Below are 13,269 nucleotides of genomic sequence, written 5' to 3' on the forward strand. Positions count from 1 at the left end.
TTCATTCTTCTGTCGGATTCAGGTTGTTATTCCGGTAGATATTGTCAATGTCATCTTTGAATACCTCCAAATGATGGCACAGGATGTTTTCCACATAACTGCTGATGGTCGCTTTGGAGGAATCCATCAGGTGGACGATCCGCATGAGCCTGCGATGGGTGTTTGCGGTGATATATAACGGCTTCCGGTAAGTGAAGTCCACCCGGTTAAAGAAATGTCCGTCATAATCTCCCCGTATTTTTCTTTTTCGCTTTCCAAGCTCCGTACTTTTCGGAGAAACAGTGCTTTCCGATTGTTCCGGTAACTCAACAACCGGTTGCACGTCTTCCTTTTCTCCCGGCTCTTTTGGTTCTTCCTGCCCGATACTGCTTTTCCTCTCATCGAATTTCGGTCTTTTGTTCGCCGAATCTACGGGAATACCTTGTGATACCCGTTCAAGAATTTTGGTATAATCTGTCTTATTGTTCTCCGGCATGGTCGTTTCTGTTTAATCCTACAATCTGTTTCACTTCTTCTATCAGGAAGTCGATATTGCTCCCCCTGACCAATTGTTTGTCCGGTGGGAATATGGTCGAGAGGAAAACCGCATCATTACCCGAAACGGACTGTTCCTTGTCATACCGGGCTGATTGCGGGATGACGGTATCAAGCAGCGAGAGTTTGAAGTCTCCGATGATTTTGGCGTAATGTTCCAGCCATTCTTTGCGTACACGGGAATCCACCCTGTTCCAGAACAGATGAACGGATTTCAGGCTCAACTGCTTGTGTGAGGCTATCAGTTCGGTTACAGGGATAATGAACGAGAGGGTACTCTCCATAGACATACGGGAGGGAGACATCGGCACGAACACATAGTCCATGTTCAGGAAAGTAGATACCACTCCCTCATTATTGATTGTTCCCGGCAGATCAAAGAATACCACGTCATACTCCATGCTCTCGGATGCAAGAAACTCATTGGCTTTGGAGATGCCTTCTTCGGGACGGGCGCAGACAATCGGGTAGGTCTGCTTGTCGATGGCTTCCAGCAGGGTTACCGCCTTTGCCTGATAATAGAGGTTGTTCTCCAACTGGCGGATTTCACGTTTGCGCATTTCGTAGATGCTGCATTGCGGATAGTCGCAGTCGATAACGGCGACATTATATCCGTGTGCATAATGCAGGAGGCTCGATGCGAGGGCGGTAAAGGTACTTTTACCCGCTCCGCCCTTTTGGGTGGAGAAAGCGATGAACAACGGTTTCTGTTTCATAAATCTAACTTTTTAAAAAGATACATACTGTTAATGTTCAATTTATCCGTTTTTATTTCTTGTTGGAGACTTTGCAAAAAGCCATTCATTCAAGATTGGTAGTTTGCCTTTTTGCGAATTGGATTGTTTGCTTGTTTTCATGTTTATAAACTTTCAAACTATCAAATAATCAATTTTGCGGATTGACTTTTCTTCAATTCTCCAAATTTCCAAACGGCTGGCAAATATAAATCACGAATATGTACCGTTCCAAATATCAGGTGTTTATGCGGAATTGTGCCACATTTTGCACATGGATTACAAAGAGTTGTCTGTTTCCATGTTTGCAAATTACCAAGTTGTCAAACTTGAAAACTATAAAACTTACAGTATGAGAGGATAGGGAGATAATCAAGACTGACTTCAATCCGTCATAAAGACGGATTTTTGAGTTCATTGGAACTCAGCAAGGTGTCTTTTCAGTTACTGAAAAGCTTGTGGGTAACTCCCACAGCAAGGTGTGTATCGAGTTACTCGATACCTTTTGAGCTACTCTCAAAAGCCTTGCCCTGCGGGAGTAATCACCCTCCGAAGTCGGGTGATGTATGAGAAGGATTTTACTCTAAGAACTATATTTTTTAACGGATTGCTAAATTATTATTTAGAGAGGTGATACAAGTAATTGGAAAAATCAATAACTTTGAAGCATATTCAAATGATAATTGAAATGAAGAGCATACAAATCAATCGGTTAAAAGTGGTACTTGTAGAGCAAGGACGAACGGGCAAATGGCTGGCAACGCAATTGGGCAAAGATCCATCTACCATATCTCTGTGGTGTTCTAATAAAATCCAGCCATCCCTTGAGATGCTTGACAAGATAGCAACTCTTTTGGATGTTGATAGACGAGAATTGATAAATAAGAGTAAATAGCCGCTATGCTTACTTCATATCTGAATAGATACATAAAATTAAGTAATTTATTAAACGGTAAAAATGACAAGTATAATACAAAGAGCCGAATTGCAGGCTAAGATATGGAAAATAGCCAACGAAGTACGTGGATCTGTCGATGGCTGGGATTTTAAACAGTTCGTGTTGGGAACTCTTTTCTATCGCTTTATTAGTGAGAATTTCACGAATTATATTGAAGGTGGTGACGATAGTGTTGACTATGCTAACTTAGCGGATAGTGTAATAACGCCAGAGATTAAAGATGATGCCATTAAAACAAAAGGGTATTTTATCTATCCGAGTCAGCTTTTTGTGAACGTTGCAGCAAACGCCAATACAAATCCCAATCTTAATACAGACCTTAAAGCCATTTTTGATGCTATTGAAAGTTCTGCGAATGGTTATCCATCCGAAGAAGACATAAAAGGGCTGTTTGCTGATTTCGACACTACGAGTACACGACTTGGTAATACGGTTGAAAATAAGAACAGCCGTTTAGCAGCCGTATTGAAAGGCGTAGAAGAACTGAACTTTGGAAAATTCGAAGATAACCAGATAGACCTGTTTGGTGATGCCTATGAATTTCTCATCTCTAACTACGCTGCTAATGCAGGCAAGTCGGGAGGTGAGTTCTTTACGCCTCAACACGTCTCTAAGCTCATTGCACAGCTTGCTATGCACAAACAGACAAGCGTGAATAAGATTTATGACCCTGCTTGTGGTTCAGGCTCGCTACTTTTACAAGCTAAAAAACATTTTGATAATCATATTATTGAAGAGGGTTTCTTTGGTCAAGAGATAAATCACACGACCTATAACCTTGCTCGCATGAATATGTTTTTGCATAATATAAACTACGACAAGTTTAATATTGCGCTGGGTAATACGTTGATAGACCCACAATTTGGAGATGATAAGCCTTTTGATGCCATTGTCTCAAATCCTCCCTACTCGGTAAATTGGATTGGCTCGGATGATCCAACCCTGATAAACGACGACCGCTTTGCTCCTGCCGGAGTGCTTGCCCCTAAGTCAAAGGCAGACTTTGCGTTTGTACTGCACGCACTAAGCTACCTTTCAAGTAAAGGTAGGGCGGCTATTGTCTGTTTCCCCGGCATCTTCTATCGTGGTGGAGCAGAACAGAAGATTAGAAAATATTTGGTAGATAATAACTTTGTAGAGACCGTAATTTCTTTAGCTCCGAACTTGTTCTATGGAACTTCAATAGCTGTAAACATTTTAGTTCTTTCCAAAAATAAGCGAGATACGAAGACGCAGTTTATAGATGCAAGCGGAGAAGACTTCTTTAAGAAAGTTACTAACAACAATATGCTTGAAGACAAGCATATTGAAAAGATTATGGACATCTTCGACCGTAAAGAAGATGTTAAATACATAGCTAAATCTATAGACAACAAACGAATCGCCGAGAACGATTATAACCTTTCGGTTAGTTCTTATGTGGAAGCTAAGGATAATCGTGAAATAGTAGATATTAAGAAACTAAATGCAGAGATTTCAGAAACCGTGAAGAAGATAAATGCACTCCGAATTGATATTGATGCTATTGTAAAGGAGATTGAGGCATGAGCTATTTAGATAAATTGTTAGATGGTGTTGAGGTTGAGTGGAAACCTTTAGGGGAGTTTGCGGAGTTAAGCAGAGGAAAGACTATTACCGCAAAAACTAAGAATGAAGGTAACATTCCCGTAATTAGCGGAGGTCAAACACCTGCATATTATAATTCTGAATTCAATCGTGATGGAGAAACTATCACCATCGCAGGTAGTGGTGCATATGCTGGTTTTGTTATGTATTGGAATGAGCCTATATATGTATCTGATGCATTTTCGGTAAAACCGGACTTAACTATTTTGAATACAAGGTATGTTTTTCATTTTTTATTAAGTAATCAAACGAGGATTCATAATCTTCAAAAAGGTTCTGGTGTACCGCATGTATACCCGAAAGATTTAGCAAAAATACAAATTCCTATTCCGTGTCCGGAAAATCCGGAAAAATCACTTGCAATTCAAAAAGAAATTGTTCGTATTTTAGATATTTTTACGGAACTTACAACGGAACTTACAACGGAACTTACAACGGAGCTTACAGTTCGCAAAGAGCAGTATAACTACTATCGTGAAGAGTTTTTTAATTTTGACAAGGGTACGGTCGTGTGGATGTCATTAGGAGAAATTGGCGAATTTCAACGAGGTAAACGATTTGTTAGAACTGATATAACTTCAGATGGAGTTCCTTGCATCCATTATGGCGAAATGTATACCCATTATGGTACTTGGGCAAATGAAAGTAAGTCATTCCTTAGTGAAGAATTAGTTGACAATAAAAAACTAAGAGTCGCTGAAAAAGGTGATGTTGTTATCGTAGCAGCAGGCGAAACAGTTGAAGATATTGGAAAAGGTACAGCTTGGTTAAGTGACAAAGGTGTTGTTATACACGATGCTTGTTTTTCATATAGAAGTCAGTTAAACCCTAAATATGTAGCGTATTTTACACGAACTAAACGCTTTCATGACCAAATAAAGAAGCACATTTCATCAGGTAAAATTTCAGCGATTAATGCAAATGGTCTAAGCAAGGCGATAATTCCTATTCCTTCACCAGATGAACAAGAACGCATAGTTGCAATTCTCGATAAGTTTGACACTCTCACTACTTCGATTAGTAAAGGTCTACCGAAAGAGATAGCATTGCGTCAAAAACAGTATGAATACTACCGCGATATGTTACTAACATTTCCAACCGATAACATAGAGGCATAATATGGGACAGACATTAACTGAAATAGCAGAAACGCTTAGGGGAGCTAATAAAAAAGTGCAGCTAATCTATGCCTTTAATGGCACAGGTAAAACACGACTATCTCGTGAGTTTAAAGAGTTAATTGCTCCTAAAGATGATGAGGAAGATGACGCAGAAGATTCTGGCATTAAAATACTTTACTATAATGCCTTTACTGAAGATTTATTCTATTGGGATAATGATTTGGATGCTGACTCAAACCGAAAACTGAAAATACAACCAAACGGTTTTACCGACTGGGTACTTCGCGATCAAGGACAAGAGTTTAACATTGCAACTCACCTCCAACATTATACTAGTGATAAATTAACGCCACGTTTTAATGAGGAATACACTATCAAGGATAAAGAAGGGAAAGACGTTACTATAAAAGCTTACTCTGAAATCACTTTCTCCATTGAAAGTGGTAATGAAGGAGGTGTCGAAAATATAAAGATATCAAAAGGCGAAGAAAGCTGCTTGATTTGGTGCGTGTTTTACAGTCTATTAGAACAAGTCGTTGAAGTTTTAAATATAGCAGAACCAGCCGAAAGAGAAACGAATCAATTTAATGACTTGGAGTATGTCTTTATAGATGATCCTGTAAGTTCATTAGATGATAATCACCTGATTGAATTGGCGGTAAATATAGCGGAGTTAATAAAATCAAGTAAGTCAGATCTGAAATTTATTATAACAACGCATAATCCATTATTCTACAATGTGCTATTTAATGAATTCAAAGGGGTAAAACGTATATTAAAAAGCAGATTTGACAAACTAGAGGACGGCACATATCTATTGGAGGAAACTAAAGATTCTCCTTTTTCATATCATCTATTACTTTTATCTGAACTTGAAAAAGCGATAGAGTCAAACGATATGCAAAAATATCATTTTAACTTTCTCCGTAACATATTAGAAAAAACATCTACGTTTCTCGGCTATGAAAGTTGGCGAGAACTTTTGCCTGAAGAATCACGTGAAGCGTATTGTAATAGAATTATAAATCTTTATAGTCACTCTAAGCACAGTGGAGAAGAGATTGCGATTGTCAGAGAGGATGATAAAAGAATGTTAAGTTTCTTAGTACGAGAGATTAAAAGAGTCTACGGTTTTAAATAAAAGATTGACAAATAAAGTAATCGAGTAAATAATGAGACAATATAATACCATAGCAGAATCCAAAAACTTCATAGTTCTTGATGATTATGCCAAGTACTCAATGGTGAGTGAGCCTCTTGTTGGTTATCAAACGGAGTTTGCCCTCGAACGAGAGTTTATACAAGACTTAATCAACCAAGGCTATGAAAACCCCACGATAAAAAGTGCAGAAGCTATGCTTGCCAACGCAAGAACGCAGCTTCAGGAGCTTAATAATATGGTGTTTAGTGATGGCGAATGGGCTCGTTATGTGGAGGAGTATTTGGATAAGCCAAGTGATAATCTCGTTGAAAAGACAAGAAAGATACATGATAATTACATCCATGACTTTGTATTTGACGATGGGCATATCCAGAACATCTACTTAGTGGATAAAAAGGATATTGCTCGTAACAAATTACAGGTAATATCGCAATTCGAGCAAACAGGAACGCACGCTAATCGTTATGATGTTAGCATATTGGTTAACGGATTACCGTTGGTGCAGATAGAGCTAAAAAAACGTGGCGTAGCTATACGTGAAGCCTTTAACCAAGTGCATCGCTACACGAAAGAGAGTTTTAACAAAGAAAATTCGCTGTTTAAATATCTGCAAATATTCGTTATCTCGAACGGAACAGATAGTCGCTACTTTGCCAACACCGTAGAGCGAAACAAAAACAGTTTCGACTTTACGATGAACTGGGCAAAAGCCGACAACACACTAATCAAAGATCTCAAAGACTTTACAGCCACATTCTTCCAAAAGAACACGCTCCTTAATGTGTTGCTCACCTACTCGGTTTTTGACACCAGCGACACGCTGCTAGTAATGCGTCCATACCAAATCGCAGCAACCGAGCGTATCTTGTGGAAAATAAAAAGCTCCTATCAGGTAAAGCAATGGTCTAAGCCCGAAGGTGGTGGATATATATGGCACACAACAGGCTCAGGAAAAACACTCACCAGTTTTAAGGCGGCAAGACTGGCAACAGAGCTTGAATTTATTGATAAGGTCTTCTTTGTTGTGGATCGCAAAGATTTGGACTTTCAAACAATGAAGGAGTATCAAAGATTCTCTCCCGATAGCGTAAACGGTTCGGAAAGCACCGCAGGGCTAAAAAGGAATCTTGATAAGGATGATAATAAAATCATTGTCACAACTATTCAGAAGTTAAATAACTTAATGAAAAGCGAAGGTGAACTATCAATCTACCAAAAACAGGTTGTTTTCATCTTTGACGAATGCCATCGCTCTCAATTCGGGGAGGCTCAAAAGCTATTAAGAAAAAAGTTTAAACGATATTATCAATTCGGTTTTACTGGAACACCGATATTTCCCGAAAATGCTTTGGGAGATGAGACCACCGCAAGTGTGTTTGGACGTGAACTGCACTCGTATGTCATCACCGACGCAATCAGAGATGAAAAGGTATTGAAGTTCAAGGTTGATTACAATGATGTTAGACCTAAATTCAAAGAAATAGAATCAGAACAAGATGAAGAAAAGCTAAGTTCGGCAGAACATAAAAAAGCGATGCTTCACCCTGCTCGTATAAAAGAGATATCGCAATATATTTTACAGAATTTCAGAATCAAAACCCACCGAAACCAAGGAGGAGGTAAAGGATTTAACGCCATGTTTGCTGTAAGTAGTGTCGATGCCGCAAAATGCTATTACGAAGAGCTAAACCGTCTTCAAAAGGATAATGAAAACTCACTCAAGATTGCGACAATTTTCTCTTTTGCAGCCAATGAAGAGCAAAATGCAGTAGGTGAAATACCGGATGAGACCTTTGAGCTATCGGCAATGGATCTGAGTGCAAAAGAGTTCCTAACAAAGGCTATTGCTGACTACAATGCAATGTTTAAAACAAGTTATAGCGTTGATAGTAAAGAGTTTCAGAACTACTATCGAGACCTTGCTAAACGTGTAAAAAGTAAAGAGGTTGACCTCATCATTGTAGTTGGTATGTTTCTTACGGGATTCGATGCTCCGACACTTAATACGCTATTTGTAGACAAAAGCCTGCGCTACCACGGACTAATGCAGGCATTCTCTCGTACCAACCGGATTTATAATGCTACCAAAACTTTTGGTAATATCGTTACTTTTAGAGATTTGGAGGCTGCGACCATTGAGGCTATTAGAACATTCGGGGATAGTAGTACAAGAAATGTAGTACTCGAAAAAAGCTACAAAGAGTATCTGGAAGGTTTTACGGATATTGTTACAGGTGAAGCACGCAGAGGTTATATCGAAGTCGTAAAGGAACTGAACGAAAAGTTCCCGAATCCGGAAGCAATAGTTACAGAGAAAGATAAAAAGGAATTCTCAAAACTGTTTGGTGAGTATTTGCGTGTGGAAAACATCCTGCAAAATTACGATGAATTTACACACCTTAAAGCTCTTCAATCAATTGACATAAATGACCCTCAAGCCATTGAAGCATTCAAAGAGGCTTATTTCATAGCGGATAAGGATATAGCTGCCATGCAAGAATTGGAAGTACTACCTAATCGAACAATTCAAGATTACAGATCTACCTACAACGATATTCGTGACTGGTTCAGACGTGAGAGAAGCAGTAAAGAAGGGGAAGAATCAAAGGTCGATTGGGATGATGTAGTCTTTGAGGTCGATCTGCTAAAATCTCAAGAGATAAACCTCGACTACATTCTCGAACTAATCTTTGAGCATAACAAAAAGACCAGCGACAAAATTGCATTGATAGAGGAAATTCGTCGTGTTATTCGTGCCAGTATCGGAAACCGGGCAAAAGAGAGCTTAGTGGTTGATTACATAAATGAAACAGATATTGACGCTATCTGTGATAAACCAAGTATTCTGGATTCGTTCTACAGTTATGCGCAAGAAAAACTGAGAGTAGAGGCAGCGCAGTTAATTGCTGATGAAAACCTAAATGAGCAAGAGGCAAAACGATACATTTCAACCTCTTTAAAGCGTGAGTATGCAAGCGAGAACGGAACAGAACTTAATAGCATACTGCCTAAAATGAGTCCATTAAACCCTCAATATTTAACTAAAAAGCAAAGTGTATTCCAGAAGTTAGCTTCTTTTGTTGAGAAGTTCAAGGGTATAGGTGGTAAGCTCTAAATATCTGAATAAGATTAGATAGGTGTTGCAAGAAAAAGGTATAAAGCAAACGTGGTTGCAGAAAAACCTGGAAAAAACTTTAAGATGGTAAATAACTATGCTTGTAATCGTAGTCAGTCCTCTTTGGAAACGCTTCATAAGATAGCAAAGATTTAGTAAGTGGAGGGTTGATAAAGTAAAATAATTTAAATAGGATTAAAGCAATGAAGCAAATTAAATTATATATAATGTCACTGTGGATCTTATTTGTGTTAGTACTTGTGGCAACACTCAATATTCCAGTTTCATTTGATAGTAATGCGACCTTTGTTGGATGGAAAATGTTGCTATCAATTAATAATGTTGTTGCCTTTTTATGTATACTTTTCATTTTGATGGGTCTGCTGTTTTATTATCAATTTAATTATCGGTTGAAGGGTGCTCCAGATGGTTTGCCGATAATGATTACTAAAATTGAAAATATAAACTATGAGTATGTGTCGTTATTTATGACTTTGCTTTCTGTTATAGCTTTCGACTTTAATACTTTCCGAGGTGCAATTCTGTTTTTTTTAGTTCTACTTATTTTAGGTGCAATATTTATAAAGACAGAATTGTTTTATTCAAATCCATCATTTGCTCTTTTAGGGTTTTATATTTATCGAGTAGAAACAGGACACATGGATATAATATCTAATGGCTCAATCTTGATTGCACGAGGTAAGATAAAATGTAGAGATAAGGTGAATTACATCAAGATATCAGAGACGGTTTTTTATTGTCAAAAATCAAAAATAAGAAATAAATGAATGCGCAAGAATTAAAGTTGAAGCTTGAGACTATTCTTGGAATAGATCAGATTGGAGTAAATGTTTTTTTTATCCTAAAAAATGGTGAAGATACATTTAATATTAAGAAAGCAGATATAAGGCAAGATGCTATGGACCCATTAATAACGTCTTTAACTTATAATATTCATGAAATTATAGATCAAATAAGTAGTAATGAAGACTTCAGAGTACTTAATCTTTCCTCTGCAGATGATAGATCCTCTGCTATATACGAGTATGATTTAGACGAAAGACCTGATACTTTTTATTTTATTGATGAAGTGGCAAACCATATTGAAGCGGGATATTTTTCTATAGAGAATGGTAATGTTTTTCTGTTTAATGATGACAGGTTGGAAGATATAGATGGCTACATTATTAAACTTGGAGATACTGATAATAATATATTGCTGTATCGAAAGAACTACCCTGTGAATGTTTTTAAACAAAATAAGATTTTTCTTATCAAAGGCGATGACTCCCAATTTACAACAATGAATGATAGTTTTTTGAGGGTTGATGCGAAAATAGACTTTTTTAGGTTAGAAGATTCTGTTTTCATTTATAATTTATCTGTTCTGGAAAAGTTTAGTGATTTTCATCAAATAATTTCTGCTGAAGCATCGAAGTCAATAGAGCAAATTGATGCTTTAGGTTTAGTTGAGAATATAGAAATACTTTCTGAACGAATTAATGAACTTTCATTTGCAAGGAAATTAACTAAGATATCAACAATATCTCCGGTTTTTACTTTACCTAAAGTTCAGGTTCTTTCCTTTGCTCAAGCTCATCGTTTGCTATCAACAGCATTTAAATACTCCGAAGATGGTAATATTATTTTAGATACGAAGAAATCTCAGAATTTGTTTATCAGATTGCTAAACGATGACTTCCTCCATTCTCAATTATCCAATACAGATTATCTCACACCTGCTAAAGATAAATTGGATTAGCATTAATAGTATGATAATATTTCTGATAAGATGCAATCTTTAATATAGAATAATTGAGTTATGGCAAAAGATATAGTGATAATAAACGATAGCGAGTACGCTCAAATATTGCAGCAAGCGGTTTCTGAGATTCAGACCGCTCGCACTACCGTTGCCCGCCAAGTAAACACTACCGTCAATTCTGTATATTGGAATATCGGGAAGTTGCTCTTTGATAGAAATTTAGAGAGTGGATATGGTAGTGGCGTGGTTAAGCGATTGTCAGTGGATTTGAAAGAACAGTTTCCAGATATGGGATTGTCACCTCGTAACCTTTGGAATATGAAACGACTATACGGGCGTTATTATCAAGAAGATACAAAACTGCTACAAGCTGTAGCAGTTTTACCTTGGGGACATAATTTACTACTGTTGGATAAGTCGTTGTCAGCTAATGAAGCCTTATTCTATGCCGAAGAGTGTTTACAAAAAGGTTGGTCAAGAGATATGTTACTCAATGCCATCAAGATGAATACCTATGCGGCTCGTCAGACACAAATCAAAACGAATAATTTTGATTCTGTCTTATCGATGGCGCAAGCCGACTATGCGAATGAAGTCTTTAAAAGCTCATACAATTTAGGATTTCTTGGAATAACAGAACCTGTTAAGGAGTTGGAATTGGAGAAGCGGTTAGTAGCTAAAATCAGGTCGTTTATACTGGAGTTAGGCAAGGGGTTCTCCTTCATTGGTAACCAATATCGTCTGGAATATAATAATAAGGAATATGCAGTAGATATGCTTTTCTTTCACAGAGGCTTGCGGTCGCTCGTTGCTATCGAGCTAAAGATTGGTGCTTTTAAGGCAGAGTATGTGGGTAAAATGAATCTATACCTTTCACTCCTTGACCGTTTAGAGAAAGGTGAGAGTGAGAACCCGTCAATTGGTATTATCCTTTGTGCCGACAAGGATCACTTAGATGTAGAAATCGCTTTGCAAGACATAAACAAACCTATTGGAGTAGCTGAATATCAGTTGCTGTTACCCAAAGATGAACTTCAGGCATTGCTTATTAAAGAGATCAATTCGATTGAAGAAAATACAGATTCAAAGGAGGAGTAGCAACATTTATTTTGCTACTCCAAAAACTTTCGTACCTTTGTATTCGAGCTAAAGAACTACTTGAAAAACGAAGAGTTTCACCGAAGTTTGCTCGTTGCAAATCCGTTACCCATTCCGCTCTTTTTTATGTGGAAGTTGCTTATAAACAGTAGGATAAATCTGAAACATAATTATGTTACTAAATCGTTACTGAAAATTGAGCGAAATAAAATAGTAACGGATCATACCGAAATTCTGATGGATTGTTCTGTCTTTGCTGTGTCATAACATCATTGGCAGACAAATGCGGTGCATCGGTGATGCTTGTTTTTCAGCATACGGTCCTTTGTTCGCAAACGATAGGAGTTTGTAAGTAAAGGACCGCACCTTTGTTTTCAATCGACCGTATGTTTGTCATCAAACGTCCCGATGTTTTTTTCAATCAACCCGATGTTTTTAAAAAACATCGAGATGTTTGCAGGTGAAAAACGGTATAAACAATGAATTACCCTTAAATATCCTCCAATCCTTCAGCTTACTAATTTACGATTGATTATCAGTTTGTTGTCCTGAATCTTTCTCCGGGAAAAGGTTCAGCGGACAAACTATGTCTGAAATCTTGCTGAATGATTCCATCATTCAGGATAACTCATTCTATATCAATACGGAATAGACAGGCTGAAGGATGAAACTTATGGGAGAAAGTTGCTCAGGGAGGAGGGGGCAAAGAAATATCTTGTACAATTCGGAAAAGTGTTGTATCTTTGAAATCGTGAGAAAGGCAGACAAACAGCGGATAAAGCTGAATAGAAATATTAATGAAAATTTTTGCTGTTTCTTTATCTATTTGAGATATTTAGAAACTAAACAGACTAAAATATAGGTGGCTATATAGATAAATTTAGAAGCCTCTCTCTGCGGAAACTACTGGACGAAAGAAGATAGTAAACAGACAAGACCTACCTATTTTAGATATGTGGGTTTTGTATTACCCATAAATAAGTATAGCTTTTCACGACAATAAAACTATTGGGGACTGGATTATTCTACTCCGGGGTATTGTCGGTTTGATTCCTTTATTTTTCCGTCTGTTCCCTGATTGCCGGATATCACTTTTTGGATGTTATTTCCCGTTGTTTTAAAATTATCCAACTTCCATATCTTTTAAGAAATCGCC

The 13,269-nt window shown here is 37.6% G+C and carries 10 protein-coding genes; 8 read left to right on the forward strand and 2 right to left on the reverse strand.

The window, feature by feature from the left end:
* Position 1: 1 nt before the first annotated feature.
* Both DXB63_RS16400 and DXB63_RS16405 read right to left on the reverse strand, forming a co-directional pair.
* On the reverse strand, positions 2-475 hold the full coding sequence (locus tag DXB63_RS16400; RefSeq protein WP_122127465.1) for a DUF3408 domain-containing protein: 474 nt from the start codon (positions 473-475) through the stop codon (positions 2-4).
* Positions 459-1,250: a ParA family protein gene (locus DXB63_RS16405; RefSeq protein WP_122127466.1), complete on the reverse strand. Its 792-nt coding sequence runs from the start codon at positions 1,248-1,250 to the stop codon at positions 459-461. Before DXB63_RS16405 ends, DXB63_RS16400 begins: the two co-directional genes overlap by 17 nt.
* A gap of 706 nt (positions 1,251-1,956) precedes the next feature.
* Between DXB63_RS16405 and DXB63_RS16410 the strand changes: the two genes are divergently transcribed.
* The 8 genes from DXB63_RS16410 to DXB63_RS16450 all read left to right on the forward strand — a co-directional run bounded on the left by DXB63_RS16410 (position 1,957) and on the right by DXB63_RS16450 (position 12,113).
* Positions 1,957-2,163 (forward strand): helix-turn-helix transcriptional regulator, encoded by a 207-nt coding sequence (locus DXB63_RS16410; RefSeq protein ID WP_122127476.1) that lies wholly within the window; start codon positions 1,957-1,959, stop codon positions 2,161-2,163.
* A 63-nt stretch (positions 2,164-2,226) separates the two neighbouring features.
* Positions 2,227-3,774 (forward strand): type I restriction-modification system subunit M, encoded by a 1,548-nt coding sequence (locus DXB63_RS16415; RefSeq protein ID WP_122127467.1) that lies wholly within the window; start codon positions 2,227-2,229, stop codon positions 3,772-3,774.
* The gene (locus DXB63_RS18290) at positions 3,771-4,970 is read left to right on the forward strand and encodes a restriction endonuclease subunit S (RefSeq protein ID WP_122127468.1); all 1,200 of its coding nucleotides are present in this window, start codon (positions 3,771-3,773) and stop codon (positions 4,968-4,970) included. Before DXB63_RS16415 ends, DXB63_RS18290 begins: the two co-directional genes overlap by 4 nt.
* A 1-nt stretch (position 4,971) precedes the next feature.
* Positions 4,972-6,114, forward strand: a complete 1,143-nt coding sequence (locus DXB63_RS16425) for an AAA family ATPase (protein ID WP_122127469.1) — start codon at positions 4,972-4,974, stop codon at positions 6,112-6,114.
* Positions 6,115-6,145: 31 nt separating this feature from the next.
* Complete coding sequence (locus DXB63_RS16430; RefSeq protein WP_122127470.1) at positions 6,146-9,250, forward strand: type I restriction endonuclease subunit R; 3,105 nt, start codon at positions 6,146-6,148, stop codon at positions 9,248-9,250.
* Between the two features lie 203 nt (positions 9,251-9,453).
* Positions 9,454-10,038 (forward strand): anti-phage protein KwaA, encoded by a 585-nt coding sequence (kwaA, locus tag DXB63_RS16440; protein WP_122127471.1) that lies wholly within the window; start codon positions 9,454-9,456, stop codon positions 10,036-10,038.
* Positions 10,035-11,012, forward strand: coding sequence for an anti-phage protein KwaB (kwaB, locus tag DXB63_RS16445; protein WP_122127472.1), 978 nt, complete (start codon positions 10,035-10,037; stop codon positions 11,010-11,012). The genes kwaA and kwaB overlap by 4 nt, the downstream gene beginning before the upstream one ends.
* Positions 11,013-11,072: 60 nt before the next feature.
* Entirely contained in the window at positions 11,073-12,113 is a 1,041-nt protein-coding gene (locus DXB63_RS16450) for a YhcG family protein (protein WP_122127473.1), read from the forward strand.
* Positions 12,114-13,269 lie beyond the last annotated feature (1,156 nt).

Origin of the sequence: Bacteroides sp. OM05-12, from assembly GCF_003438995.1 — a bacterium.
GTDB lineage: Bacteria > Bacteroidota > Bacteroidia > Bacteroidales > Bacteroidaceae > Bacteroides.